Source organism: Marinobacter sp. bablab_jr008 (assembly GCF_016464145.1).
Taxonomy (GTDB): domain Bacteria; phylum Pseudomonadota; class Gammaproteobacteria; order Pseudomonadales; family Oleiphilaceae; genus Marinobacter; species Marinobacter nauticus.
The window spans coordinates 38,426-65,221 of record NZ_JACDWW010000037.1 but is presented as its reverse complement, the minus strand read 5'-3'; the positions used below and the strand labels follow the sequence as shown (position 1 = coordinate 65,221).

Genomic DNA, 26,796 nt, shown 5'->3' with positions numbered 1-26,796 from the left:
TATTTAGTGTTATTCTGTAATCCGTTTTTGCTTTCCGGCTAGGCCATGCCTGCGATCACCAGCAATGCAAACGCACATATCCACACCAGCATGCTCCGGTTGAGGAGGTCCCTTATGGCGCTGAGGCTCCGTCCGCCAAAATCGGGCCACTCTTCCGGGTGCAACTCCGAAAAGCGCGCAGGATCAAGTGCATAACCAGTTAACGACCCGTTGGCGGAAATCATGAGCACATCCGCGGTCTTTTTCCCGAATCCCGGGAATACCTTGCGTATTTCCCGGGACCAGCCGGCCAGGTCACCGGCGAGTCCGAATGTGCATGACAGCAAGCGGGAAGGAATCCAGCCGATAAGCCGGGCCGCCCGCTGATAGCGTTCCCGCGCGGCCGCCTGCGGCCATTGGCCCGCCAGAGCTACAAGCCCGCGAGCCAGAAAAGCCAGCGCTATGCCGCCGACGGCGTACCAGAAAACCACCAGGAAGAAACGCTCGAAAACCGAGACCATCAGCGCCCGCGACACCGACAGGTGCATGGCTTCTGGCGATAGCGCCGCTCCTCTTTCGGAGGCGGGCAGGCGCTCTTGAACATGGTGCCAGGCAGCCTGCATATCTCCGCGCCGCCAGGCATCGGAATAGGCTCGCAGCACCTTGCGCCAGCCCGGCGCTCCCATCAGTACCACCATCAGCACCAGTTCAAGCGGATACAGGGCATAGCGGTAGCCCGCCTCACTGGACAGCGCCCACGCGCCAGCGAGCGCCAGAGAAGGTAACACAACCAGCAGCGCCCCTCTCCAGACTGACCGCTCCTGACCCGCTTCTACCCGGCCCCAACGATGAAACCAGCGACGCCAGATCTCATCGCTGGCCAGGTGGTCGGCGCGGTCCAGCCTGCGGCGAATCACGTACGCAATCAGAAAAACAACCAACGACATCAGGCCATCTCCTCGTTCGACAGCAGTGCCCGGAAGCGAGACCACTCAAACGCGGGCCCTGGATCGGTTTTTCGGCCCGGAGCAATATCACTGTGGCCGGCAATGCGACCCGGCGTGATTTCCGGCCAGGCTGTCATTGCCAGGAGCGCCAGACGCGCCAGCGCACGGTACTGATCATCGGTATAGGGAACGTCATCCGCACCTTCGAGCTCGATACCAATGGAGTAGTCGTTGCACTCCTCCTTACCCTGAAAACTGGAACGGCCAGCATGCCATGCCCTGTCCAGACAGCTGACAAACTGAATAACGGAACCATCCCGGCGAATCAACGCGTGTGCAGACACCTTCAGCTCTGCGATCGTTTCAAAATAGGGGTGGACAGCAGTATCCAGACAGTTACAGAAAAAATTCTCGATGTGCGGGCCGCCAAACTGTTCCGGCGGCAGGCTGATGTTGTGAACCACCAGCAGTGAGATAGAGGAACCGTCCGGGCGGGGACCAAAATTGGGCGACGGACACCAGCGCACGCCGGGGAACCGGCCACTGGAACGCAAAAGTGCTGCCGCATCTTTCAGGGAGTGTGGGTGATGATCGTTCTGGATACTAGACAACGTGTTTCCATCGGCGCAGGGGACTCATGCAGATGATTGAATCACAAAGCGCCCATGGATGCCACGACGTCGCCGGTGCCCTGCGCGGGCACTCAGTACCGGAGATCAGTCTTTTCGGTTATGACGCAGGTTGTCGATGATGGACTCCAGCGCCCGATCAAAGATCAGGCCGTCATCCAGCATGGTGATCGCCTGCTCCTGCAGAGCAATCGCCAGGTCATCCCGATGATATTCCGCCACCTTCGCACCACTGCGGTTAACAAAGATGTACTTGCCGGTGGCCTTGATGAAGGCCGCCAGCTTGCAACGGACCCTGGTCTCGTCTCTGGCCATCTCAACCCAGGATCCAACTCTCAGGCCGTCCGCCTTCGCCAGCCATTCCGCCGACGCTACTGGTGATTGGATCTCCGCGAATTCCTCGGCGACGGCTGCCGTCTCAACGCCGGCTGAGATCTCAGCAGGCTTGACTGACGCAGGTTCAGTCACCTCGTCAATCACCTCCGGCGCAGGTTCCGATTGCTCGGGAGTTTCCGCCGGCTCTGCCGGAGCTTCAGGTACCTCAAAATTCTCAATCGTGGGTGCCTTGTCTTCAACAACCGGCGCGGTCACCAGTTTCTGGAAAACATCGACATGGGCAAGCTCCAGGTCCCGGATGGCCGCATCGGTTGCAAACGGATCCCAGGAGATCTCCTGAAGCGCCTTGCGGAGCTCTTCCACCACCTCTGGAATCATTCGCAACAGTTCCGCCCGGGTATCAGAAGACACCGGTCGCGGGTCAACACTCCACACCAGCCGCTCGCTGATGGCCTTTGCCTGCAGCCAACGCTCGCTTTCTTCACCCTCGCGCAACACCACCCACTGCAGGTAGCGGGTCCAGGGCTCGTTCAGCACCTGTAAAACCGGATCGGGAATGTCCCGGCCTGCCGTGTGCTCACGGATAACATCGGTAGCAGCCTGACTGGCACGTTCCTGCCGGGCGCGTCCTTCTTCGGCATCCCGAAGGCGCTGCTCAACCAGCTCGCGACGCCGGCGATCCAGATCCATGAAGTGACCAAAGTCCTTCAGCAATTCCTCGAACAGCCCTACCTGATCGGTGTATTCGGTGAGCACCCGACCCACCACTTCCTCAATCTTTTCCCGAAGCGGATCACGCATTCCGGCACGTTTCTCGCTCCAGCCAATGGCGGCAAGGGCAAGTTCGTTGAGGAGCTTGCGAACCGGATGGCCACCACGATTGAAAAAGTTCTTGTCGCTGAGTGCGACCTTGAGCACCGGAATCTGTAGCCGCCCGATCAGCGCCTTCATAACCGGATGCAACTGCCGATCTTCGAGAATGAAATCAAACAGCATTGAGACCAGGTTGATCACATCACTGTCGACCTGCCCTACTGAGAATCGCTTCCCTTCCGGACCCTGCAACAGCGGCTGTAACTGCTGGCGCAAAGGCACCACATTGTCGCCTTCACCCTGCGGCGCTGCGCCCTGCAGTTCGTTCAGGCGCGCCATCAGACGATCGGTATCCAGAACAGCGCCGGTTTGTGCCATACCGGCACTACTGGTCTCTCCCTGGTGCAACAGCGCACTCAGCTCACTGAAAGTAGGCGACGGTCCATGGCCATTGGCAGTACCTTCGGCAGCCGGGGCTTCCTGGGCGGGCGCTGGCGAACCGCCTGCCTTTGGCGCACTGCGACCCGGCGCTACCTGAGCACCACCCACCGGAGCCCGCTTCATGTCAGGCAGCACGCCGGCGGCGATCAGGGTTTTGTTGCATTCCTGGTAGAAATCACTGAGCTTGTCCACCAGCAGTCGCTCAAACAGCTTCAAAACCACCAGCTTGGCGCGGATATCAATGTCCAGATCGGTGCAGGCATCCGAGATGGCACCGCAGATCACTTCCGGGCTGAGAGGCATCTGGTCGTCTGAGAGATCCAGTTGCGGAACGAGATGGCGAATCCGGGCCGCCAACATCCTTACCGGCTCCTGGTATCGATTCCGCAGGCGATTGGTCAGGTTATCTATCGCTACCTGCTGTTCAAGATCAGAGTGATCCACCAGGCTGAGGGAGTCCTGGTCCACTTCTTCCAGTGAACCACCGGAGCGGGCAGGTTTGAACTTACCCAGCTCATTGAAGGCCTGGCTGACGTATTGCAGGACTGACACTGTCATTGCCTTCCGGCGCAGTCGCAGCTCCCGCATGGCGTCGAAGTAGGCAGTCTGGTCCTGGTTGGAGCCGGCCCGGTCTGCGAGGGCAAACAAACTGTCGTCAGCCTGTTCGAAAAAACTGGCAAGTACCGCCTTGAGTGACTGACCCGATGTGTCACGCAGTCGCACCAGCTCTACCGGTAACGAGAACCGGCTCACCGGCTTCTGACCGGCCAAGCGGACTACCTTGTTATCGTGCGCCATGTGGATGCTCCGGAATCGAACAGCTGATGGTACTTAAACCTTTATAGGATTACATCATACGGGCGAGTGTCGTCACCTTGTGTCAGAATTTGTCACCTTTTGTGTCAGCAGGAACTGCATCACACTTCAGACCGCTCACACCTCCATTTGGCGAATCGATAGCGCTGGCAGTAGAATTGCCCTCCACACTTTTCCAAGCCACCAACAACCTCCGGACGTCCCAATGATTTCTGCCGAACTGCTGCGCCAGGCCCGTATCGAATCCGTTGCCCAGAGTCTGCGGGAAGATATTGGCGATGGCGACATCACTGCCCAGCTGATTCCTGCCGAAAAACTGGCAACCGCAAGGGTAATCACCCGGGAAGACGCCCGCCTGGCTGGAAGCGCCTGGGTGGAGGAGGTTTTTCGCCAGGTGGATCCCTCAGTGACACTTCAGTGGCAGTTTCACGATGGCGACGACGTACCCGCCAACGCCGTGATTTTCCGCATGCAAGGCCCGGCCCGCTCGCTTCTGACCGCTGAACGAGCTGCTCTTAACTGGTTGCAGACCCTGTCTGGCGTGGCAACGGCCTGTGCCCATTACGCTCGCCGGGTGTCCCATACCAACGTCCGCCTTCTGGACACCAGGAAAACCCTGCCAGGGCTGCGACTGGCCCAGAAATACGCGGTGACTTGCGGTGACTGCGACAATCACCGGCTGGGGCTCTGGGACGCCTTCCTGATCAAGGAAAACCACATTGCCGCCTGCGGCTCCATTGCCAATGCGGTCGCCGAAGCGCACCGCATTGCACCAGGCAAACCCGTGGAAGTGGAAACCGAATCGCTCGCCGAACTGGACCAGGCTCTTGAGGCCGGGGCCGACATCATCATGCTGGACGAGTTCTCGCTTGCCGACATGGCTGAAGCGGTAAAGCGGAATGCCGGAAAAGCCCGCCTTGAAGCTTCCGGTGGCATCAACGCGCACACGCTGGTGCCCGTTGCCGAAACCGGCGTGGATTACATCTCTATTGGCGCACTGACCAAAGACGTACGAGCCATCGATTTGTCCATGCGCCTGGAGTAATCCAGTCCCGGAATAATCAGCGGCCGCCAGAGGACAACAGCCGATCCATCTCCTCAAGCGCTGAGATCAGTTCACGGCCGGACTGCTCACGCCCACGGAAATGCTCTTCTGCCATGGGCGCAATACCAGATACCTCTGGCAGCGCGTGACCGGCTTCCACCAGCGCCTTCATTTTTTCAAGAAACACGAACTGCAGCCACTGGGTGAAGTCCATGGTATCCAGGCAGAACGGCTGGGTACTCTGGAACGCCTCCGGTGGCAGGCTTTCTGTCTGCCAGACACCCAGTTGCCGAAGTTCAATTTCAATCTGCAGCAAACCGTCGGTCACCTGATCCAGGTGGCGTGCTTTTTCACTCATGGGATTCCTCTCAGTCTGCCAATGGCTCCAGCTCAACAGACTCCCCATGCAGCACACGGTATAGGTCCTCATACTGGCGTGTGAGCGTGTGTTTCGGAGCCATGTGAATCAGCGGTTGGCGACTCTGGTGTGATTCTTTCATCTTGACGGAACTGGACAGGCGTACCGGCAGCACCGGCAACCCCTCCTCCGTCAGCTCCCGGACCAACTGCCTGGGCAGGCTCGCCCTTGGCTGGAACTGGTTTGCAATGATGCCCTCAACAACCAGCTCCTCATTATGATCCTCCTGCAATTCGCGGATTTCATGGAGGATGTTGTAGAGCGCCTGGCGGGAGAAATCATCGCAGTCGAACGGGATCAGGCAGCGCTGGGCAGCAATCAGGGCAGAACGAGTGTAGAAATTCAGGGCCGGGGCGGTATCGATATAGATCTCATCGAAACTGTCGCTGAGTTTTTTCAGGAACTCCCTGAGCTTGTAGATCTTGTGCTTGGCTTCGAGTTTGCGTTCCAGAAAATCCAGCTCAGGGCTGGATGGCAACACGTACAGGTTGTCGAATGACGAGGCGTGTACAAACTCGTCAGGTCGACGATTGAAGACACTGAAGGCGACCGTCTGCTCCAGCAGATCGGCAACGGTATCTTTCAGTTCAGCCGCCGGCTTGCCCAGCAGGTAGTGGGTGGAGTTGCCCTGCGGGTCCAGATCCACCACCAGGGTACGCTTTCCTCTTGCGGCGCTGATGGCCGCCAGATTACAAGTGATACTGGACTTGCCAACGCCACCTTTCTGATTGAATACAACCCGTCTCATGTCGTCTCTCCAATGGCCTTTATCGTTATTAATCCCTTTACCGCTACCATCCCATCACAGCTTTAACAAACGGAATGGTTAAACGTCGCTGGGCCTGCAGCGAATTCTCATCCAATGTATCCAGCAGCCCCAGCAGATCACCCAGCTTTCTAGGGGCCCTGCGCATGATGAAGCCGGCAACATCCTCACTCATCACCAGCCCGCGCTGCTCTGCCCGGGCCATCAGGATTCGCTGCCGGTCCTCATCCCGGTACACGCCCAACTGAATGAGCAAGCCATGCGCCAGGCGAGATCCCAGGTCTGCCAGCCCGAACGGCAGCGAAGCAGGCACCTCGGATAGACTGACCACCAGCAGGCCATTGCGGTCCAACACCCGGTTGTACAGGTGGAAAACCGCCTCCTCCCAGCCGGGATCCCCCGCGGCATGTTCCAGATCGTCAAGACAGATCACATCATGACTGTCCAGGCCCGCCAGGGCATCCGGGCCAAACGGCAACAACTCGACGATGCTGATGCAGACGGCAGTTTTCCCCATTTGCTCGGACTCATGGCAAATCGCCTGCAACAAGTGGCTTTTACCGGTATCGGAATCGCCACAGATCACGACCACCGGAAGCCCCGACGGCTCCCGGCACACCAGCTTAAGCCGCTGGGCGGCCGAACGGTTACGGTCGCCGTGAAAGTTGTCGAAGCGGGCATCGTCCCGGAGCTTGACCCCCAATACCATTTGTGAGGCTTTCATGACCGCTTCGCCCTCCAGGCCCGCAAACTCCACACTGCCACATAGTGCCCCCCGCTCACCAGCGCGCTGACGGCAACCAGCCAGATCCCGGTGTCGATGACCCAGGGCTGCATGGGCAAACCCGCCAGCAGGATGATAATGGCGAGCGCCACGAGTATCTGCACAAACGTGTTGATCTTGCCCGGAATACTGGGTTCCATATCGAAGCGGCCGATGCCGTAATGAAAAGCCAGGCCGCCGCAGACAATGACAAGATCCCGACCCAGCACCAGGGCAAACAGCCACAGCGGAAGTACACCGGTAATGGTGAGCATGAGGTAGGCCGAAATCAACAGCGCCTTGTCCGCGAGAGGGTCGGCCACAGCGCCAAGCCGGGAGCGCCAATTGAAATGACGGGCCAGAAACCCGTCAAAGGCATCGGTCAGTGCGGCAACGAAGAATATCACCAGAGACAGCCGATAGTTACCTTCCAGCAGCGCGCCGGCGAACGGCACGATCAGCACCATTCGCAGGAATGTCAGTGCATTCGGGATCCAGCGCCACTGCTTAGAACTCACCGGGCTGCCTCCATCAAGCCATCAGCTTCGGTCGCCGCCAGTGGCGCCGGGAGCGGGTTGCCAGCGGTAATAAAGTACCTGGTACAAAGACTCAAAAGCCTGTTCGGCATCCTGCTCATCGCCCGGAGCCAGGGGCTGATAGCTGAACCCAGGCGTCGAAGCACTATCCTGCGCATCCGTTCCGGCCGGTGCTTCGGTTTCATTGCGGGAACCGGGCTCGCCTGTTTGCGCCTCACCATCCCCGTCCGAGCCAGCAGTCTGGCTGTTCTTGCTGGCCGTTATCGGCTCTGCAGGCTGCTCCGCCGGCACAAATCGTGCGTCCAGCGCGATATGCTCCTTCAACTGGTCAAGTTCTCCAGAGAATGCTACCTCCACGGTCAGCCGGTTGCCACGAACCCGTGACGCACCAACAGACACTACCGGAGTCATGTCCTGTAGGGCCCGGGTCACCTGACCGTAATCTGCCAGCGTCGTTACACCCTCAAGCACCATATCAACTTTCGGAGCCTCACCCGCCTCGCCGGCTGTAACCGCATATCGGCTGGCGTATTGCTCTGTCCAGCGATCGATCAAAGCTTGCGCCAACTGTTCCGGCGTATCGGCATTGACCGACTGCTCACCCGCATCGAGCCCCATGCCTTCAACCACCCAGCCTGCGCGCCATTGGCCGCCGGAACGACTGATACGCACCAGAGCCAGGGCGTCGTGGGACAGATCGTCTGAAGCTTGTTCGATGCGGCCGACAAACTGGCCCCACAAATCCGACAGCAAGGCCCGGTCACCGGCATAGGTCTCCGGCGGGAAGGCGATGGGCAGACCGCGATCGGCCGCTGCTGATAAGAGATGCTGGGCCCAGAGCCCCTCGTTACTGCCCGCCGCTGAATCTGCTGAACGGGTCAGTAATTGCCGGTCTCCCCGGTCTTCCACGGCAATCCAGGCCAGTGTCAGGGGGCGGTTGGCGCCCCATACCGGCGCCTGCACAGACGCCAGCGCGCGGTTAACCCCCACGGCCCCGAAACTCATCTGCAAACGCGACTGCCCCGCGGTACGGTTCACCTGATAAGACAGCAACATGGACTCGGCGTCTGCCAGTACCTCGTCTATCCCTTCGAGTTCCAGCACCTCACGGGTCCCGGACACCCTCACCATTACCTGACGCAGCCCTTCAGCGTATCCGGCCTTCAAGGCATCCGCCGAGGTGCCTGCAACCGGAACATCGGCCGTGTAAAGTCCCGACACGCTGACCGCCGATGCCGGGCCGGCCGAGAGTACCCAACATACTGCCGCCAACAGAAACGCAGCAACTCGCCCGTTCCTGGCTGTTTTCACTGATTCGGTCATGAAACACCTTGCCATTCCCATGGTTGGCGCACAGGATACACCATCACCAGAGCCGAGAGTAGCAAGCACAGGTTGCAGTCAGGCAATCTGAAACCGGCAATATTGCCTGTGCTCCCAATTCCATTTGGAGCCCCCGTGCGCACCTGTTAAAATCCGCGCCTTGACTCACAGGCCTACGGTTATTTTCCATGAGCGAACAGAAGCCCTCCCTGACCTACCGCGATGCCGGCGTGGACATCGACGCAGGTAACGATCTTGTCAACCGAATCAAGAGCACTGCAGCGCGCACCCGTCGCCCGGAAGTACTCGGCGGCCTCGGCGGCTTTGGTGCCATGGTATCGATTCCGGCAGGCTACAAAGAGCCCGTACTGGTTTCTGGCACGGACGGCGTAGGCACTAAGCTTCGGCTTGCCATGCAACTGCAGAAGCATGACAGCATCGGCATCGACCTGGTGGCCATGTGCGTGAATGACCTGGTGGTCGGTGGCGCCGAGCCTCTGTTCTTTCTGGACTACTACGCAACCGGCAAACTGAATGTTGACGTTGCCGCCCAGGTAGTAGAAGGCATTGGCCAGGGTTGTGAGCAGGCCGGATGTGCTCTGGTTGGTGGCGAGACCGCCGAGATGCCGGGCATGTATGAAGGCGACGATTACGATCTGGCCGGCTTCTGTGTAGGCATTGTGGAGCGTGACAAGATCATTGACGGTAGCCGCGCGCAGCCGGGTGACGCCCTGCTGGCGCTGGGCTCCTCCGGCCCCCACTCCAACGGCTACTCGCTGATTCGCAAGATTATCGAAGTCAGTGGCGCAGACCTGAGCCAGTCAATGGGCGACACCACACTGGCCGACGCCCTGATGGCGCCCACACGCATCTATGTTAAGAATCTGCTTAAACTGATTCGCGAAGTCGATGTTCGGGCCCTTTCGCACATTACCGGCGGCGGCCTGCCCGAGAACATCCCCCGGGTACTGCCCAAGGGCACCATAGCCGCACTCGACACCCAGAGCTGGGAGCTGCCCCCGGTATTCCAGTGGCTTCAGAATGCCGGCGGCGTAGCCCAGGAGGAAATGTATCGCACCTTTAACTGTGGTATCGGCATGGTCATCTGTGTACCGGAAGACCAGAAGGCACTGGCCATGGACACCCTGAATGCCATGGGTGAAAAGGTATGGCAGATCGGCGTAATGGAAGTAGCCGAATCCAGCGATGCTGAGCCCGTTGTTCGCTACGCACCGGGGCTTTTGACGGCATGAAGGCAGATCCGGCCCCCGTTCCGAAGATCCTGGTGCTCGCCTCTGGCAGCGGCACCAACCTGCAGGCTTTGATCGACGCCACCCGTGAACGCGACTTTCCGGGTGAGATCATTGCCGTTGGCTGCAACAAACCGGGCGCGTTTGCCCTGGAGCGCGCCGCCCAGGCCAATCTCACCACCTTTGTGGTCGACCATACAAAATACGGCTCCCGAGAAGAATTCGACGCCGCCCTGCTGGCCGAAATCCTTCGCCACAATCCGGATCTGGTAGTGCTGGCCGGCTTCATGCGGATTCTGACCAGCGACTTTGTCCGCGCATTCCGTGGCCGAATGCTTAACATTCACCCGTCCCTGTTGCCGGCCTACACCGGACTGAACACCCACCAAAGGGTCCTGGAAGCCGGTGACCGCACCCACGGTGTATCCATTCACTTTGTGACCGAGGAACTGGACGGCGGGCCCGTCATCGCCCAGGCGGAAGTTGCCGTGGCAGAGGATGACACTCCGGAGTCCCTGGCGGAAAAAGTTCAGCAACAGGAGCACGTGCTCTACCCCATCGTCGTGCGCTGGTTCTGCGAGGGTCGCATACAGCTGGGCGCTGAGGGCGTTCTGTTTGACGGCGCGCCCATCGAGCGTCCCATGCGACTGCCGGCGAACTGAACAGATTGTCATCACAAGGCCTCGCCGAACCAACTACACTGTCGCTAGCGTAGACGGTCAAAGAGGCTTTTTGATGCACACAGACACCCCCCACAAACCACGTTTTCAGCTCTGGGCAGCCCTAATTGCCGGCATGATTGCACTGCCGGCGTCCGCCGGCGATGTTGATTATGCCCCTCTGGCACCCTATGAGGCCCGCTACACCGCCTCCATGTCCAAGGGCGTCAGCCTCAACGGCGAAGGTGTTCGGGAACTGACAGACCAGGGCAATAACGTCTGGCTCTACCGTACGGATGTCGACTCCTTCATCGCCGATATCAACGAATCACTGATTTTTCGCTGGGAAAATGGCCAGGTAATTCCCCTGCGCTACCGCTATCACCTCTCCGGCTTCCTGATCAAGGATCGCAAACAGTCCATTGATTTTGACTGGCAGGCAGGCACTGCCACCGGCAGCTATCGCGGCGAGAAGTTTGAAGTCGAGTTGCGGGATAAGACCCTGGACCCACTGGGCTACCAGTTACAGCTCCATCAGGATCTCAAGGCGGGCAAACGCGATGTCACCTACCAGGTGCTGGACAAGGGGGATTACGACGACGACCGCTTTGCTGTCATCGACGAAGATAGCCTGGGCGACAATGGCCGCACCATGAACACCCTGAAGGCGGAAAAGGTCCGGGACGAAGACTCCAAACGCCAGACCCTGATGTGGTTTGATCCGGCCCGGGATTACCTGCTGGTTCGCCTGCTCCAGGTAGAGCCGGACGGCAGCGAGTACGAGCTGAAACTCAAAGACGCGACACTGGCCGACTAACCGGCCAGTCCCTGCTCGGCCCACACCGCTTTTACTTCTTCAGCAATGATTCTCAGGCCCTCAGCCACCCGGGCATCGTCCTGCGAATAGGTGACCCTGAGGCACTCATGGCGATGACGCCAGCCATCCTCGGGCAAGCCCGGGAAGAAATAATGCCCGGAGACCACCAGCACACCCCGAGCCTTGAGGCGCTGATAAAGCTCCAGACTGGAGACTGGCAAATCCGGGAACCAGAGCCACAGGAACATGGCGCCTTCGGGCTTGTGGATGTACCAGCGGCAACTGTCTTCGCCCATGGCGTCCCGGAACACCGATACCGCCCGCTCCATTTTTGCTTTATAGAACGGGCAAACCACATCCCGGCTCAGGGACAGAATCTCTCCGGAGCGCACCAGCGGTTCTGCCAGCATCGCACCAAAGCTTCCGGTGGCCAGGTTCATGATGGCGTTGATACCCGACAATGCCTTGATAATGGACTCTTCGGCAATAACAATCCCGGTTCGCGCCGCCGGCAAGCCCAGCTTTGACAGGCTCAGACACAGGATAACCTGCTCGTTCCAGCTCGGCTGCGCGTCGACAAACAGCAGGCTCGGAAATGGCGTTCCATAGGCTCCGTCGACAATCAGCGGAATATCGTTTTGCCGGGCCAGTTCTTCCAGCCGGGCCAACTCCTCATCGGTGATGACGTTTCCCGTGGGGTTTGTGGGCCGGGATACACAGATAGCGCCGGTTTCTCCGGTCACCTCCACGGCCTCAAAATCCACCCGATATTTGAATTCATGGGCATCGGTGAAGGAGATGTCCGGCTGTACCGCGTGGAACAGCCCTTGCTCAATGCCGGCATCGGCGTAGCCAATGTATTCAGGCGCCAGCGGCAACAGGATATGCTTGCGATGTCCATCACCGTAGTCACCACCAAACATGTTGAAAAGCATGAAGAAGGCAGCCTGACTGCCGTTGGTCAGCGCAATGTTTTCGGGCTTCAGGCCCCAGCCGTATTCCTGATTCAGCAACTGGGCCAGGGAGGCAATAAACTGTTTTTCCCCCTGAGGGGGGTCGTAAATACCCACCAGCCGACGTACGTCCGCTTCACTGGAGGCCATCTCCGCCAGAATGCTCTGAACTCTCTGCTGGATCTCCGGAATGTGGCCGGGGTTACCACCGCCCATCATGATCATGTCCTCACCGGAGGCCATGGCATTCCCGAGATCGTCCATCAGGGAAGTAATGCCGGCATCAGCGGTGAATTTACGACCGAAAGCAGAGAGTTTCATGATTCATTCCGTTCAATAAAGTACTGAGGGAGGTTACAGGCAGTGTAGCTTGGTTGCCTTATGTCAGCCTTCCAGGGAGATTCCCAGATTGCTGACACCGTCGTTGGCGGCACCGGCTCGGAGTTCAGCCAGGAAGGCTTCTTTGGGTGTTCGCTGCTTTTTCAGCGCCATGACGGTGTCACGCTGAAACAGTTTGTCGTCCTTGAGCAGGGGGTGGTGTTCAAACACGCGCACCAGTTCGTTTTCATCCATTCCCTCACCTTCGGACATTTCAACAAAATCCATGACGGTGCGGGTCGCCAACTGGGAAGCTTCGGTGGCGCGATGCTTGTTCGGATTCAGGCGGTTCAGCAGCGCCTGCTCAAGCAACTGGCAGAAATCGAAGGCTGGGTAGACACCGTAGGCATCGTACTCATCCACATTGGGGCACAGGGTTTCTAGCTTACTGAGCAGCTGCGGAATTGCGGCATCGGCCACGTCTTTCTGGAGCATGTCCCAGGCCAGATCGAGCAACTGGCGCATCTTGCCGCCGGTTTTCAGGCCAACGGCGTCGGCGAACAGGGCGTAGTTGGGAAAGGAGCGTTCGGCCAGGGCCAGCAGGAAGGCGCATTCGCGCCAGCCCTGCAGCTGTGAGACGGCTTTGAGAAACTGGTTGGCGTTCATGTCCTGGGCAGGGTCACGCCGGTCTGGCCAAGGTACTTGCCGCCGCGGTCTTTGTAGCTGGTTTCACAGATTTCGTCGGATTCGAAGAACAGCATCTGGGCAACGCCTTCGTTGGCGTAGATTTTCGCTGGCAAATTGGTGGTGTTGGAGAATTCCAAGGTTACCTGACCTTCCCACTCCGGCTCCAGCGGGGTGACGTTCACGATGATGCCGCAGCGTGCATAGGTGCTTTTGCCCAGGCAGATAGTGAGTACGCTTCTGGGGATGCGGAAGTATTCAACGGTGCGCGCCAGGGCGAAGCTGTTCGGCGGGATGATGCAGACGTCGCCGGTGTAGTTGACGAAGCTGTTTTCGTCGAAGTTCTTCGGGTCTACGGTGGCGCTGTGGACGTTGGTGAAGATTTTGAATTCGTTGCTGCAACGTACGTCGTAGCCGTAGCTTGAGGTGCCGTAGGAGATGACGCGGCCTTTTTCGCTTTCCCGAACTTGTCCGGCTTCGAAGGGTTCGATCATGCCGTGCTGTTCGGACATCCGGCGGATCCACTTGTCGGATTTGATGCTCATGGGTGAATTCTCGTTTCCAGCTGGTGGGAAAATTGGGGCGTAGTTTACCTTGTCGTGCGGTGACTGTCGAAGATATAGGACTGGTTGCCCAACACCGCGCACTGGGGGCTGCGCCATCAGGCCCTTCTGTCCAAAAACCGCTACGAGCACCCGCAAGCGGGTCCAGCCAGCAATCATAGATTGCTGTCGTTCGGCGGCGCATGAAGCTTTGCTTCATAAACGCTTGCCTCACCCATGTGCGCTTCTCTCCGGCCATCCATGGCCTCCGACATTTTTGGACAGAAGGGCCTGATGCCGCGAACAGACTATGGAGCTGGAGTCCCTCTGTACCCGGTCTTGGTTAATGCTCCGTCACGGAGACACTGGAAATCGTCCCACCAAGATTCCGCTCGCGGGTGGACAGCTCCGCCCCCACCCTTCTGGCGATGTCGCGGTAGCGTCTTGCCACTTCCGAATCCGGCTCGGCGACCACAGTCGGGGCGCCGCTGTCGGTCTGCTCGCGGATGGTCATGTGCAGGGGTAGCTGGCCCAGGAGGGCGGTTTCGTATTCTTCCGCGATGCGTTCGCCGCCACCGTGGCCGAAGAGGGGCTCTTCATGGCCGCAGTTGGAGCAGATGTGGACGCTCATGTTTTCGACTACGCCCAGCACCGGGATGTCGACTTTGCGGAACATTTCGATGCCTTTTTTGCCGTCCAGCAGGGCGATGTCCTGGGGGGTGGTGACGATGACGGCGCCGGTGACCGGGACTTTCCGGGCCAGGGTGAGCTGGATGTCGCCGGTGCCGGGAGGCATGTCGATGATGAGGTAGTCGAGTTCATCCCACAGGGTTTGCTGGAGCAACTGCATCACCGCACCGCTGACCATGGGGCCGCGCCAGACCATGGGGGTTTTGTCGGTGGTGACGAAGGCCATGGAGTTGGCTTGCAGGCCGTGGGCCAGCATGGGGACGAAGTATTTGTTTTCGCGTACGTCCGGGCGTTTGCCTTCGGGTACGCCGAGCATCATGCCGATGCTGGGCCCGTAGATATCGGCGTCAAGGATGCCGACCCGGGCGCCTTCGGCGTGCAAGGCGAGAGCGAGGTTGACGGCGGTGGTGGATTTGCCCACGCCGCCTTTGCCGGAGGCGACGGCGATGATGTTTTTCACACCGGGGACGGCCGGCAGGTCTTTGTTGGTTTTGTAGCTGTGGATTTTCTGGGCTACGTGTACTTCGGCACTTTCAACGCCATCGACAAATTCCAGAGCGTTGGCGACGATCTGTTTCAGACCACCAGCGATGCCTTTTGAAGGGTATGGCAGTTCGACCATCAGGGTCACGTTGCCGCTGTCGTCTGCGCTCAGGTTTTTCACAGCTCCCAGTTCGTACAGGTCTTTGTTCAGGTAGGGGTCCCGGTATTCGCGAACGGCGGCTTCTAGGGCCTGTTGGGAAATCTGGGTCATCGGGGTCTCCGGAATAAGCTCATAAGCTTGAATGCAGGTGAAAAATGATGGCTCGGAAGGTATCATCTGTGCCCGTTTCTGACCATATGGGGTCTTTACCTGGAACAATCAATTGCGATTGGCGCCGGAACCCCGTTTTTGTCTTTCCAACCCGACTCAACATAAGGTTCGGACATCACCATGACGCAAGCGAGCAAGCAACAGCGCGATATTCTGGTTACCAGCGCCCTGCCCTACGCCAACGGGCCCATTCATCTGGGGCACCTGCTGGAATACATTCAGACCGATATCTGGGTGCGCTTCCAGAACATGCGCGGCCACAACTGCTACTACGTTTGTGCAGACGATGCTCACGGCACTGCCATTATGCTGCGGGCCGAGCGTGAGGGAATTACCCCGGAGCAGCTGATCGACCGGATTCGTCAGGAGCATCAGGAAGACTTCGCGGGCTTCCACATCCGTTTCGACAATTATTACTCCACACACTCGGAGGAGAATCAGTACTTCTCGGAGTACATCTACCGCCAGCTCAAGGACAATGATCACATTGCCACGCGCAAGATCACGCAGTTCTTTGATCCGGAAAAAGAGATGTTTCTGGCGGATCGTTTCATCAAAGGCACTTGCCCCAAGTGCAAAACCGAAGACCAGTACGGTGATAACTGTGAGGCCTGCGGCGCCACCTACACACCCGCCGAGCTGATCAATCCCCGCTCTGCGGTGTCTGGCGCTACCCCTGTGGAAAAGGAATCCGAGCATTACTTCTTCAAACTGCCGGAGTTCCACGATTTTCTGAGCAAGTGGACGCGCAGCGGTGCTCTGCAACCCCAGGTGGCCAACAAGCTGGCCGAGTGGCTGGATGCGGGCCTGCAGGAGTGGGACATCAGCCGGGATGCGCCCTATTTCGGGTTTGAGATTCCGGATGCACCCGGTAAATATTTCTACGTGTGGCTGGATGCGCCTATCGGCTACCTGGCCAGCTTCAAGAACCTGTGCAACCGCGAAGGCATCGATTTCGAGCATTTCTGGAAGAAGGATTCCAGCGCCGAGGTGTACCATTTTATCGGCAAGGACATCATCAATTTCCATGCCCTGTTCTGGCCGTCGATGCTGCACGATGCAGGCTTCCGCACGCCAACCGCGGTCTGGGCCCATGGCTTCGTGACGGTGAACGGCAAGAAGATGTCCAAGTCCCGCGGTACCTTCATCATGGCCCGCACCTACCTGGATCACCTGGACCCGGAATACCTGCGTTACTACTTCGCCGCCAAGCTGACCGGTGGCGTTGATGACATGGACCTGAACCTGGATGACTTTGCCGCACGGGTGAACTCGGACCTGGTCGGCAAGGTGGTGAACATCGCCAGCCGCAGTGCCGGTTTCATTACCAAGCGCTTCGACGGCAAGCTGGGCAAGGTCACCGAGCAGGACAAACTGAAAGAGTTTATCGATGCCGGTGAGCAGATCGCCGAGTTCTACGAAGCCCGCGAGTTCGGCCGTGCCATGCGCCGGATCATGGAGCTGGCAGACATTGCTAACCAGTATGTGAACGATGAGCAGCCCTGGGTGATTGCCAAGCAGGAAGGCCAGGACGACAAGCTGCAGGCCATCTGCACCAACGCCCTGAACATGTTCCGCCTGCTGATGACTTACCTGGCACCGGTGCTGCCGAAGACAGCAGATGCCGCGCAGTCGTTCCTGAACTCCCGCCTGGACTGGAACAACCGCGCCGCCCTGCTGGAAAATCACGGCATCGACAAGTTCAAGCCGCTGATGAACCGGGTGGATATGGCGCAGATTGAGAAAATGCTGGACGCTTCGAAAGAAGAAATGCCGGCAGCCGTCGGTCAGCCCTCAGCGGCGCCGACCGCAGACCTGGAACCTGTGGCTGAGGAGATCGAATTCCCCGACTTTGCCAAGGTGGACCTGCGGGTCGCCAAGATCGTCAAAGCCGAGCATGTGGAAGGCGCAGACAAGCTTCTTCGCCTGACACTTGATATAGGCCATGGCGAACGCAACGTGTTTGCTGGTATCAAGTCCGCCTACAAACCGGAAGACCTGGAAGGCCGTATGACCGTGATGGTGGCCAACCTGAAACCCCGGAAAATGAAGTTCGGCATGTCTGAAGGTATGGTTCTGGCCGCAGGCCCGGGTGGCAAAGAGATTTTCATCCTGTCTCCGGATTCCGGCGCCACACCCGGCATGCGGGTAATGTAAGCAGCAAGGCTGAGACGCTCCGATGACAGAGTATTTGCTGATACTGGTCAGCACCATTCTGGTGAACAACTTCGTGCTGGTGCAGTTTCTGGGACTGTGCCCCTTCATGGGGGTTTCCGGGAAACTGGAAACCGCCATGGGTATGTCGCTGGCCACCACATTTGTGCTGACGCTGTCTTCGGTGTGCAGTTACCTGGCCTATACCTATCTGCTGGCACCGCTGGACCTGGCTTTCCTGAAAACCATCACCTTCATCCTGGTAATTGCGGTGGTGGTTCAGTTCACCGAAATGGTGGTGCGCAAAACCAGCCCCTTGCTGTACCGGGTACTCGGTATTTTTCTGCCGCTGATTACCACCAACTGCGCGGTTCTGGGCGTGGCCCTGCTTAACCTGAATAAAAACAACAACTTCGTTGAATCCGTGCTGTACGGCTTTGGCGCAGCGGCCGGTTTCTCCCTGGTGCTGGTGCTGTTTGCGGCCATGCGCGAGCGGATTGCCGTGTCTGATGTACCGGTTGCCTTTCGTGGCGCCGCCATTGGTATGATTACCGCAGGTCTCATGTCGCTGGCGTTTCTGGGCTTTACCGGCCTGGTTACGGTCTGACGGAGCAATTGTTTTATGTGGACAAGCTTTCTGATTGCCGTTGTGGTTCTGCTGGCACTGGCGCTGGTCTTTGGCGGGTTGCTGGGGTTTGCCGCTGAGCGGTTCAGGGTTGAAGGCAATCCGCTGGTAGACCAGATCGATTCACTGTTGCCGCAGACCCAGTGCGGCCAGTGCGGCTTCCCCGGCTGCCGCCCCTACGCCGAAGCTATCGCCCAAGGCGAAGCCATCAACAAGTGCCCGCCAGGCGGCGAAAGCACCATCAAGGCCATGGCAGACCTGCTGGATGTAGAACCCCAGCCCCTGGACGCCGAACACGGCGTTGAACAGGCCAAGCGTGTCGCAGTCATTCGTGAAGATGAATGCATCGGCTGCACCAAGTGCATCCAGGCCTGCCCGGTAGACGCCATCCTCGGGGCCGCCAAGCATATGCACACCGTCATCGAAAGCGAGTGCACCGGCTGTGACTTGTGCGTGGAACCCTGCCCGGTGGATTGCATCGACATGATCACCATCGAGCCGGATATCCGTACCTGGACCTGGACACCTCCAGCGCCCCAAATCATCGCCACCGATCGCCAGGGAGCCAGCGCCTGATGACTCAGCTGTGGGATTTCACCGGCGGCATTCATCCGCCCGAGAACAAGCATCAGTCCACGGCCCGCCCGATCCGCAAGGGCGCCATGCCCGATCGCCTGGTATTGCCATTGCAACAACACATCGGCGAACCGGCAGAGTTGGTGGTTGCGGTGGGCGACCGGGTGCTGAAAGGTCAGAAAATCGCAGACGTTACCAATGGCATGGGTGTGCCGGTGCATGCTCCCACTTCGGGGGTGATCGAAGCCATTGAACAGCGTCCGGTTCCCCACCCGTCCGGTATGGCGGACTGGTGCGTGGTACTGAAACCGGATGGCGAAGACCAGTGGTGCGCCCTGTCACCGATTGACGATTACAAACAACTTGACCGGGAAGCGGTGCTGCAGCGAATTCGCGAGGCCGGCATTTCCGGCATGGGGGGCGCCGGTTTCCCTACCGATATCAAGCTGAGGCCACCAAGGGATCGCAAGGTCGATACCCTGATTCTCAACGGCGCGGAGTGCGAGCCCTACATCACCGCCGATGACATGACCATGCGCGAGCAGGCCGCCGAGGTGGTTGCCGGCCTGAAAGTGATGGCGTGGATTCTCCGGCCTTCCCGGTGCGTTGTCGGCATTGAAGACAACAAGCCCGAGGCCATTGCCGCCATGCGCAAGGCGGTGGCGGGCACTCAGATTGAAATTGCGGTGGTGCCCACCAAGTACCCGTCTGGTGGTGAAAAACAATTGATACAGATTCTGACCGGCCAGGAAGTCCCCAGTGGCGGTATTCCTGCCGATATCGGGGTGATGTGCCAGAACATCGGAACTGCCGTCGCCGTGGGCCGTGCTGTCTTTGAGGGCAAGCCGCTGATATCCCGTGTGGTAACCGTTACCGGCGAGGCCGTGCGGGAACCCGGCAATTTTGAAGTCCTGATTGGCACGCCGATCCATCACCTGCTCGAAACGGCAGGGATGGCGCAGGAACGTCTTGAGCGGCTGATTCTTGGCGGCCCCATGATGGGGTATACCCTGACCACCGATTCCGTGCCCGTGGTAAAAACCACCAACTGCGTGATCGCGGCAACCGCGGCAGAACTGCCGGCTCCGCCGCCAGAGCAGCCGTGCATCCGTTGTGGACAGTGCGCCGAGGCGTGCCCCATGGAACTGTTGCCGCAGCAATTGTTCTGGTATTCCAAGGCGGGTGAATTCGAGAAAGCAGAACACCTGAACCTGTTCGACTGCATCGAATGCGGAGCCTGTTCCTACGTCTGCCCCAGCTCCATTCCGTTGGTCCAGTACTATCGGTTTGCCAAAGGCGAGATTCGCACCCAGCGCGCGGAACAGCTGAAAGCGGATCGCGCTCGCGAGCGCTTCGAGGCACGTCAGGCCCGCCTGGAACGGGAGCAACAGGAAAAGGAATTACGGCGCAAGGAGCGGGCCAAGGCTGCTGCCGAAGCTCAGGCCAAAAAGCAGGCGGAAGCAGAAATGGCCGCCGCCGATGGCCAGGCAAGCGACGACCGGGCAGCCAAAGCCGCCCTGGTACAGCAGGCCCTGGAACGCAAGAAGGCCAAAACAGCCGCCGACACCAAAGAGCAACCGGTACCGAGCAGCACTGAAGTGGCCGATGACAAACCCGACATAGAGGCGCTGGAGAAGCAACTCACCCAGGCAGAAGCCAAGCTCAACACCATGCAGGGCATGCTCGATGAGGCCCGGTCTCAGCAGGCGGATAATGTTGAGAAACTGGAACGTGCTGTCGCCAAGAACCATGATCGGGTGCAACGGGCTCAGCAGGCGCTTGATCAGGCTCGCAAGCAAGTGGCGGAAGAACCCGCGTCGTCTCAATAATTCAATCAGGCTGGAACTTCATGGCTCTTGTTCAACAGTCCTCACCCCATGCTCGTCGCGCGCGGCCCACGTCACGGGTCATGCTCTGGGTCATTCTGGCCGCTCTGCCCGGCCTGCTGGCCCAGACTCTGTTCTTTGGCTGGGGCAACCTGATCAATGTCGTCTGGTGCATTGCCCTGGCGCTGGGCTCTGAAGCCGCCTTCCTGAAGCTGCGCGGCAAACCCGTCGCCTTTTTCCTGCGTGACAACACCGCGGCGGTCACCGGCCTGCTGCTCGGGCTATCCCTGCCCCAGTTCACGCCCTGGTGGGTCTCCGGTATTGCCGTGGTCTCAGCAATCGTAGTGGCCAAGCAGCTTTACGGTGGTCTGGGCTCCAATCCCTTTAACCCGGCCATGGTGGGCTATGCCCTGGCATTGATCTCGTTTCCGGTCGCCATGACCACCAACTGGGCCGAAGCAGCCACGCTCTGGGGCGGCGCGCCCGGCTTCGGTGAGACCCTCGCGAAGATTTTCACCGGGGGCCAGACCGCCGTCGACGGCTGGACCATGGCAACACCGCTGGACGAATACAAACACAAGATTGCCAGTCACACGTCAGTGGAAGTGCTCGGCCACCCCACCTTTGGCGACCTGATTGCCCGGGGCTGGGAGTGGGTCAATCTGGCCTTCCTGGCCGGCGGCGTCCTGCTGATCGCCCTTAGAATCATAACCTGGCATATTCCGGTCGCCTTCCTGGCCGGTATTGCCGCCATGAGCCTGGCCTTTGGCAGCAACGCCGACCAGTACGCGCCTTTGCAACTGCACCTGCTGGCCGGTGGTACCATGCTTGGCGCGTTCTTTATTGCCACCGACCCGGTTTCGGCAGCCACCAGCCATCAGGGCAAGCTGATATACGGTGCCGGCATCGGTGTCCTGGTGTACCTGATTCGCAGTTGGGGCAACTATCCCGATGCGGTCGCGTTCAGCGTGCTACTGATGAACTTCGCGGTCCCGTTTATCGACCATTACACACCACCCCGCACTTACGGCCATCACAAGGCCCGCCGGGGTGTCCCGGGCCGGAGTGGAGGTTGACCATGAGTGCAGTAACCACCGCCATCCGTCGAAGCGCCATCGGCCTGGGCCTGTTTGCCATTATTACCGGCGGCACCATTGCCCTGACTCAGGGGCTGACCAAAGACCGGATTCAGGAGCAGGCGGCCCGCGCCGAGGCCAGGGCACTGTTCGAGATTATTCCGGAAAGCCAGCATGATAATGACCTGCTGAAAGATGTGGTCGCCCTGCCTGCCAGCGAGCGGCTACCCGTTGAAGGCCCCGTGCGGGCCTGGGTTGCCAGAAAAGACGGCCGGCCTATCGGCATGATACTGCCCACCGTGGCACCAGACGGCTACTCCGGTAATATCCGCCTGTTGGTTGGCCTGGATCTTCAAGGCCGGGTATTGGGGGTTCGGGTCACCAGCCATAAGGAAACACCGGGGCTTGGCGATCGTATCGAAACCCGCAAGTCTGACTGGATCTATGGGTTTGACGGGAAGTCTCTCGGTAACCCTGCCCCCAACGCCTGGAACGTGAAGAAGAACGGTGGCATCTTCGACCAGTTCACCGGAGCCACCATCACTCCGAGAGCCGTAGTGAAAGCGGTACAGAAAACCCTGGTCTATTTTCGCCAGAACCGTGAGATCATCCGCGAACGGGTGAACGCGCCCCCGGAGCCCGGTAAGCGCCGCCTGTCTCCGGAAGCCATTGCCGCCGATACTCAACCAGCGGAGCACTCCTGATCATGAGCACGAAAACGTCCAGCGAAATCATCAAGGATGGCCTCTGGCACAACAACCCTGCCCTGGTGCAGGTTCTCGGGTTGTGTCCGCTGCTTGCCGTCACCAGCACGGTCGTCAACGCCATCGGCCTGGGCCTGGCCACACTATTGGTGTTAATGGGCTCAAACCTGTCGGTCTCCCTTATCCGGAACTTCGTCAGCGAATCCGTTCGACTGCCGGCGTTCGTCATGATCATTGCCTCGTTCGTAACCTGCGCCGAACTGCTGATGCAAGCGTTCACCTATGAGCTGTACCAGATTCTCGGCATCTTCATCCCGCTGATCGTTACCAATTGCGCCATTCTTGGCCGTGCCGATGCCTTTGCTTCCAAGAATCCACCGTTACCGGCCATTCTGGACGGCGCCATGATGGGGATCGGCTTCCTTGCGGTATTGATGACCCTGGGCGCTATGAGGGAACTGATCGGCCAGGGCACATTGTTCGCCGACATGCACCTGCTCCTCGGCCCCATGGCGGCGGATTGGGTCATCCGGCCGCTCGAACAGTACCCCGACATGCTGTTCATGGTGCTTCCACCGGGCGCCTTTGTGGGCCTCGGGTTGTTGATTGCCCTGAAGAACGGCATCGACAATCACCTCAAAGAACGCAGAAAAGCCGCCGAACCCGCTCCGGCCAGCACAGGTAGCAAACGGGTGCGCGTAACCGGCACTATTTCCTGAACCAGATCGGGCCAGCATGAACAAAGAAAAACGTACCGAGATTTTCTCCCGGTTGCGGGACGCTAACCCCAATCCGACCACGGAGCTCAATTACAGCACGCCATTTGAGCTACTGATTGCGGTCATTCTCTCCGCTCAAGCCACAGACGTAGGCGTGAACAAGGCCACCGACAAGCTGTTCCCGGTAGCGAACACGCCCGAGGCCATTCTTGCCCTGGGCGTTGACGGCCTGAAGGAATACATCAAGACCATCGGGCTGTTTAACAGCAAGGCCGAGAATGTGATCAAGACCTGCCGCATTCTGATCGAGAAACACGGCAGTGAAGTCCCGGCCCGGCGGGAAGACCTGGAAGCCTTGCCCGGCGTCGGCCGTAAAACGGCTAATGTGGTGCTGAACACAGCGTTCCGGCAGCCAGCCATGGCCGTGGACACCCACATTTTCCGGGTCTCCAACCGTACCGGTATCGCGCCGGGCAAGAATGTACTGGAAGTCGAGAAACGCTTGCTCAGGCTGGTGCCGAAAGAGTTCCTGATGGACGCTCACCACTGGCTGATCCTTCACGGCCGGTATACCTGCACAGCCCGAAAGCCAAAATGTGGCGCCTGCATTATTGAGGATCTGTGCGAATTCAAGCAGAAGCGGGACTACCAGTAGACTGTCTTGAAAGCGAACTGACAGGAACAAAAAAAAGCCGGCGAATGCCGGCTTTTTCAGATCTGGGTTGCGATCAACGCTGGCCCAGCATTTTCTCTTTCAGGTCTTCCTGGGCGGGCTTGTCTGACAGCCAGATACCAAACAGCGCCTTCTTGAACTCCAGGCCGCCAACGGTATCTTTCTGCTCGCCGTTCTTGAGTACGCGAACGCCTTCGCCGGGCAGGTAAACCAGATCAAACACATCACCTTCGGTGATCTCTTCCTGGAATACCGCCATGAACTGGTCCACATCCGACTGGATAGCAGACAGGTCACCATCGGTGGATGCCTTGAAGCCGTCCATGGTCGCCTCGGTCATGCGCTCGCTGGTGATCATCCCCGAGGTAATGTGCAGCGTGATGGCCTGGGGCTCATCAGCGTTGATAACCGCTTCGCCATCGCTCACCTGTTCAGGTACATAGAGACCACCCACATAAAGATCCATAAACCACTTGGAACGGGTGCCGGCGCCATTGAGCTTGAGTTCCTGCCCCATGGCAGAATAGGTATCGGGCACATCGACATCCCCTACGGTCAGGGCGGAAGCCGGGGCTGACAGAACACCGGTTAGCAAAAGGGATGCAAATCCTGCAGTAAGAGCCTTCTTCATAGTCCTTTCCTTTCGATCGTTATTATTGAGTGTTTCATTCGACACCAGGGCGACTCCCTAGATCTGCCCGGTGGCCCATTCTAACAACGAACTTTGCGGCCTGATCGCCACCTGGTTCTCATTTGCCGCCACATTTAACAAAAAAGCCGACCATGTTTCCATGGCCGGCTTTTTCACTGATCTCGTCAATCCAGTCTATTTGAACAGCAGACTTCCGGACAATCCCTCTTTCTCAAGGATCTCCCGCAGGCGACGCAAGGCTTCCACCTGAATCTGCCGCACCCTTTCCCGGGTCAGGCCAATCTCCTGGCCAACCTCTTCCAGGGTACTGATGGGATAGCCCCTCAGCCCGAAACGGCGGGAAAGCACTTCCTGCTGTTTGTCGCTGAGCTGATCAATCCACTTCTCCAGGCATGAACACATGTTGTTGTCCTGCAGCAGATCCGCAGGATCCGACGCGCCCTCATCGGCCACGGTATCCATCAGGGACTTGTCACTCCCGGCCCCGATCGGAGTGTCCATGGAGGCAACGCGCTCGTTGAGGCCGAGCATGCGTTTTACGTCGTCAACCGGCTTGTCGACCATGCGGGCAATTTCTTCCGCGGTCGGTTCATGGTCCAGTTTCTGGGTCAGCTCACGGGCGGCCCGCAGGTACAGGTTCAATTCCTTGACCACATGAATCGGCAGACGGATGGTGCGGGTCTGGTTCATGATGGCTCGCTCGATGGTCTGGCGAATCCACCAGGTAGCGTAGGTGGAGAAACGGAATCCACGCTCGGGATCGAACTTCTCAACCGCCCGAATCAGCCCCAGGTTGCCTTCCTCGATCAGATCAAGCAGTGTCAGCCCACGGTTGACGTAGCGGCGCGCAATCTTGACCACCAACCGGAGATTACTCTCGATCATGCGCTTACGGCCGCTCTCTTCCCCTTTACGGGCAAGCCGCGCGAAGTACACCTCTTCTTCCGGAGTAAGCAGGGGAGAAAAACCAATTTCGTTGAGGTACAGCTGAGTGGCATCCAGCTGCTTCTGGTTGGAGTAGTACTTTCCCTGTGCGGGAAATCCGTCTTCGACTTCTGCAGTTTCGTCTTCAGCAGAAGCTTTTTCAGGCTTGTCTTCGGCTAACAGTTGATCGTCGGCGTCTTCCAGATCTGCTACGCGATCAATGATGATATCTTCCTGTTCTACTGACATTGTTTACCCCGCCTCTCAATAATCCTGTTGTCACCCGCTACTTCTTTTTATTCCGGGAGTGTTTCAGTTTTGGTTTTCTTCAGGACATTTACTTGTTGGCTGGCAATTACCGTTGCCGTTTTTGTTCTTCTGTTTCGCGGTTTCAGTCAGGCTGTTGGGTAATACCCTCCGGGCCTCGGGCCCGTGCGCGTTTTTCAGCGCCTTGGCAAATACCTGGATGGATCCACCGGGTTGCCATTCTTGCGTATCTCGAAATGCAACTTCGGTTTGTCGGTTCCGGTATTGCCCAGTTCGGCGATTACCTGTCCAGCTTTCACACCCTCCCCTTCCTTAACGAGAATTTTCCGATTGTGTGCGTAGGCGCTCAAATAATGTTCGTTATGGTTCACGATAATCAGATTGCCATAACCTAGCAACCCGTTTCCTGCGTACACCACGCTTCCATCAGCCGCCGCCTTGACAGCATCACCGGGATTGCCGGCGATATCAATGCCTTTATTGACTTTGCCAGACGAAGAAAAGTTTGCAATTACAGTGCCAGAATGCGGCCAGTGCCATCGCACATTGGCCACCACCTGACTACCGGATGACCTGGCCGTCGGAGCGGAGGTCGCGGGTTTGGCAGCCGGTTTCGACACCGTCGCGCCTGCACCTGAACGGGAAGGGGGTGGTGATGCCGCGGGCCTGGAGGGCGCGGTCGTCCGCGCGGTCCGGGGGATCGTGCCCTTGCGATCAAGTCGAAGCACCTGCCCCGGACGAATATTCCAGGGCGGCCCGATGCCATTGGCATTACCCAGCTCCCGATAGTCCCGGCCGTACTGCCAGGCGATCCGATACAGGGTTTCGCCCTTTTTGACCACATGGGAGCCCCAGTAAACCGGAGGGTTATACAGATCGTCCTGATAGATTGCACTGGTATTGCAGCCTGAGAGCACAAGCACAGCGACGGCCAGGAGCGCAGTCATCATGGCCCGGAACAATGGAGGGCTCCGGCGCTCAGAAGCCGGGACTTCAGACCACCAAACGGGGAAATGCTCGAATTGAATGCGCCCGTTAAAAAGAGTCACGTATTAAAAGCT

General features: G+C 58.7%; 27 protein-coding genes. 12 read left to right on the top strand and 15 right to left on the bottom strand.

The window, feature by feature from the left end:
* Positions 1-38 precede the first annotated feature (38 nt).
* From JIF53_RS02400 to JIF53_RS02390, 3 genes are all read right to left on the bottom strand, one after another.
* On the bottom strand, positions 39-926 hold the full coding sequence (locus JIF53_RS02400) for a histidine kinase (protein ID WP_199451768.1): 888 nt from the start codon (positions 924-926) through the stop codon (positions 39-41).
* The gene (ampD, locus tag JIF53_RS02395) at positions 926-1,537 is read right to left on the bottom strand and encodes a 1,6-anhydro-N-acetylmuramyl-L-alanine amidase AmpD (RefSeq protein ID WP_114435067.1); all 612 of its coding nucleotides are present in this window, start codon (positions 1,535-1,537) and stop codon (positions 926-928) included. The genes JIF53_RS02400 and ampD overlap by 1 nt, the downstream gene beginning before the upstream one ends.
* A gap of 105 nt (positions 1,538-1,642) precedes the next feature.
* Positions 1,643-3,943: a DUF1631 domain-containing protein gene (locus JIF53_RS02390; RefSeq protein WP_153741334.1), complete on the bottom strand. Its 2,301-nt coding sequence runs from the start codon at positions 3,941-3,943 to the stop codon at positions 1,643-1,645.
* 223 nt (positions 3,944-4,166) lie between these two features.
* Between JIF53_RS02390 and nadC the strand changes: the two genes are divergently transcribed.
* Complete coding sequence (gene nadC / locus JIF53_RS02385) at positions 4,167-5,006, top strand: carboxylating nicotinate-nucleotide diphosphorylase (RefSeq protein ID WP_023011365.1); 840 nt, start codon at positions 4,167-4,169, stop codon at positions 5,004-5,006.
* 16 nt (positions 5,007-5,022) lie between these two features.
* Here the strand turns inward: nadC and JIF53_RS02380 are convergent, their stop codons facing one another.
* From JIF53_RS02380 to JIF53_RS02360, 5 genes are read right to left on the bottom strand one after another with little or no spacing between them, the layout of a single operon-like run.
* Complete coding sequence (locus JIF53_RS02380) at positions 5,023-5,364, bottom strand: YqcC family protein (protein ID WP_022991712.1); 342 nt, start codon at positions 5,362-5,364, stop codon at positions 5,023-5,025.
* A 10-nt stretch (positions 5,365-5,374) separates the two neighbouring features.
* The gene (locus JIF53_RS02375) at positions 5,375-6,172 is read right to left on the bottom strand and encodes a ParA family protein (protein WP_011784466.1); all 798 of its coding nucleotides are present in this window, start codon (positions 6,170-6,172) and stop codon (positions 5,375-5,377) included.
* Between the two features lie 43 nt (positions 6,173-6,215).
* Complete coding sequence (gene hda / locus JIF53_RS02370) at positions 6,216-6,914, bottom strand: DnaA regulatory inactivator Hda (RefSeq protein ID WP_153741332.1); 699 nt, start codon at positions 6,912-6,914, stop codon at positions 6,216-6,218.
* The gene (locus tag JIF53_RS02365) at positions 6,911-7,471 is read right to left on the bottom strand and encodes a CDP-alcohol phosphatidyltransferase family protein (RefSeq protein WP_011784464.1); all 561 of its coding nucleotides are present in this window, start codon (positions 7,469-7,471) and stop codon (positions 6,911-6,913) included. Before JIF53_RS02365 ends, hda begins: the two co-directional genes overlap by 4 nt.
* 21 nt (positions 7,472-7,492) lie before the next feature.
* Positions 7,493-8,812: a DUF2066 domain-containing protein gene (locus JIF53_RS02360; protein WP_153741331.1), complete on the bottom strand. Its 1,320-nt coding sequence runs from the start codon at positions 8,810-8,812 to the stop codon at positions 7,493-7,495.
* Positions 8,813-9,000: 188 nt separating this feature from the next.
* Here JIF53_RS02360 and purM point away from each other — a divergent pair, with 188 nt between their 5' ends.
* From purM to JIF53_RS02345, 3 genes are all read left to right on the top strand, one after another.
* Complete coding sequence (gene purM / locus JIF53_RS02355; RefSeq protein ID WP_199451767.1) at positions 9,001-10,065, top strand: phosphoribosylformylglycinamidine cyclo-ligase; 1,065 nt, start codon at positions 9,001-9,003, stop codon at positions 10,063-10,065.
* Complete coding sequence (gene purN, locus JIF53_RS02350; protein ID WP_014421897.1) at positions 10,062-10,724, top strand: phosphoribosylglycinamide formyltransferase; 663 nt, start codon at positions 10,062-10,064, stop codon at positions 10,722-10,724. The genes purM and purN overlap by 4 nt, the downstream gene beginning before the upstream one ends.
* 73 nt (positions 10,725-10,797) lie before the next feature.
* Positions 10,798-11,538: a DUF3108 domain-containing protein gene (locus JIF53_RS02345; RefSeq protein WP_199451766.1), complete on the top strand. Its 741-nt coding sequence runs from the start codon at positions 10,798-10,800 to the stop codon at positions 11,536-11,538.
* On the opposite strand, the gene JIF53_RS02340 is transcribed toward JIF53_RS02345, so the two are convergent.
* The 4 genes from JIF53_RS02340 to apbC all read right to left on the bottom strand — a co-directional run bounded on the left by JIF53_RS02340 (position 11,535) and on the right by apbC (position 15,479).
* Positions 11,535-12,812 carry a valine--pyruvate transaminase gene (locus JIF53_RS02340; protein ID WP_199451765.1) on the bottom strand — a complete coding sequence of 426 codons (1,278 nt, stop codon included), beginning with the start codon at positions 12,810-12,812 and terminating at the stop codon, positions 11,535-11,537. The two genes, JIF53_RS02345 and JIF53_RS02340, sit on opposite strands and share 4 nt — an antisense overlap.
* 63 nt (positions 12,813-12,875) lie before the next feature.
* Positions 12,876-13,475, bottom strand: a complete 600-nt coding sequence (locus JIF53_RS02335; RefSeq protein ID WP_011784458.1) for a YjaG family protein — start codon at positions 13,473-13,475, stop codon at positions 12,876-12,878.
* Positions 13,472-14,038 (bottom strand): dCTP deaminase, encoded by a 567-nt coding sequence (gene dcd / locus JIF53_RS02330; protein ID WP_011784457.1) that lies wholly within the window; start codon positions 14,036-14,038, stop codon positions 13,472-13,474. The genes JIF53_RS02335 and dcd overlap by 4 nt, the downstream gene beginning before the upstream one ends.
* A 340-nt stretch (positions 14,039-14,378) precedes the next feature.
* Positions 14,379-15,479 (bottom strand): iron-sulfur cluster carrier protein ApbC, encoded by a 1,101-nt coding sequence (gene apbC, locus JIF53_RS02325; RefSeq protein ID WP_041656205.1) that lies wholly within the window; start codon positions 15,477-15,479, stop codon positions 14,379-14,381.
* A gap of 180 nt (positions 15,480-15,659) precedes the next feature.
* On the opposite strand from apbC, the gene metG reads away from it, so the two are divergent.
* From metG to nth, 8 genes are read left to right on the top strand one after another with little or no spacing between them, the layout of a single operon-like run.
* A complete protein-coding gene (gene metG, locus JIF53_RS02320) occupies positions 15,660-17,696 on the top strand; it encodes a methionine--tRNA ligase (RefSeq protein ID WP_011784455.1) in 2,037 nt (678 codons plus the stop codon).
* Positions 17,697-17,718: 22 nt separating this feature from the next.
* Positions 17,719-18,300 carry an electron transport complex subunit RsxA gene (gene rsxA / locus JIF53_RS02315; RefSeq protein WP_022990084.1) on the top strand — a complete coding sequence of 194 codons (582 nt, stop codon included), beginning with the start codon at positions 17,719-17,721 and terminating at the stop codon, positions 18,298-18,300.
* Between the two features lie 15 nt (positions 18,301-18,315).
* On the top strand, positions 18,316-18,894 hold the full coding sequence (rsxB, locus tag JIF53_RS02310) for an electron transport complex subunit RsxB (protein ID WP_199451764.1): 579 nt from the start codon (positions 18,316-18,318) through the stop codon (positions 18,892-18,894).
* Complete coding sequence (gene rsxC, locus JIF53_RS02305) at positions 18,894-20,723, top strand: electron transport complex subunit RsxC (RefSeq protein WP_011784452.1); 1,830 nt, start codon at positions 18,894-18,896, stop codon at positions 20,721-20,723. Before rsxB ends, rsxC begins: the two co-directional genes overlap by 1 nt.
* A 20-nt stretch (positions 20,724-20,743) precedes the next feature.
* A complete protein-coding gene (gene rsxD / locus JIF53_RS02300; protein WP_011784451.1) occupies positions 20,744-21,796 on the top strand; it encodes an electron transport complex subunit RsxD in 1,053 nt (350 codons plus the stop codon).
* A gap of 2 nt (positions 21,797-21,798) precedes the next feature.
* Complete coding sequence (gene rsxG, locus JIF53_RS02295; RefSeq protein ID WP_011784450.1) at positions 21,799-22,500, top strand: electron transport complex subunit RsxG; 702 nt, start codon at positions 21,799-21,801, stop codon at positions 22,498-22,500.
* 2 nt (positions 22,501-22,502) lie between these two features.
* Positions 22,503-23,219 carry an electron transport complex subunit E gene (locus JIF53_RS02290; RefSeq protein WP_011784449.1) on the top strand — a complete coding sequence of 239 codons (717 nt, stop codon included), beginning with the start codon at positions 22,503-22,505 and terminating at the stop codon, positions 23,217-23,219.
* A gap of 16 nt (positions 23,220-23,235) precedes the next feature.
* The gene (nth, locus tag JIF53_RS02285) at positions 23,236-23,874 is read left to right on the top strand and encodes an endonuclease III (protein ID WP_011784448.1); all 639 of its coding nucleotides are present in this window, start codon (positions 23,236-23,238) and stop codon (positions 23,872-23,874) included.
* A gap of 73 nt (positions 23,875-23,947) precedes the next feature.
* Here the strand turns inward: nth and JIF53_RS02280 are convergent, their stop codons facing one another.
* The 3 genes from JIF53_RS02280 to JIF53_RS02270 all read right to left on the bottom strand — a co-directional run bounded on the left by JIF53_RS02280 (position 23,948) and on the right by JIF53_RS02270 (position 26,685).
* Positions 23,948-24,523, bottom strand: coding sequence for a chalcone isomerase family protein (locus JIF53_RS02280; protein ID WP_011784447.1), 576 nt, complete (start codon positions 24,521-24,523; stop codon positions 23,948-23,950).
* Between the two features lie 195 nt (positions 24,524-24,718).
* Positions 24,719-25,717: an RNA polymerase sigma factor RpoS gene (rpoS, locus tag JIF53_RS02275; protein ID WP_011784446.1), complete on the bottom strand. Its 999-nt coding sequence runs from the start codon at positions 25,715-25,717 to the stop codon at positions 24,719-24,721.
* 194 nt (positions 25,718-25,911) lie between these two features.
* Complete coding sequence (locus JIF53_RS02270) at positions 25,912-26,685, bottom strand: peptidoglycan DD-metalloendopeptidase family protein (protein WP_041656697.1); 774 nt, start codon at positions 26,683-26,685, stop codon at positions 25,912-25,914.
* Positions 26,686-26,796: the final 111 nt, after the last annotated feature.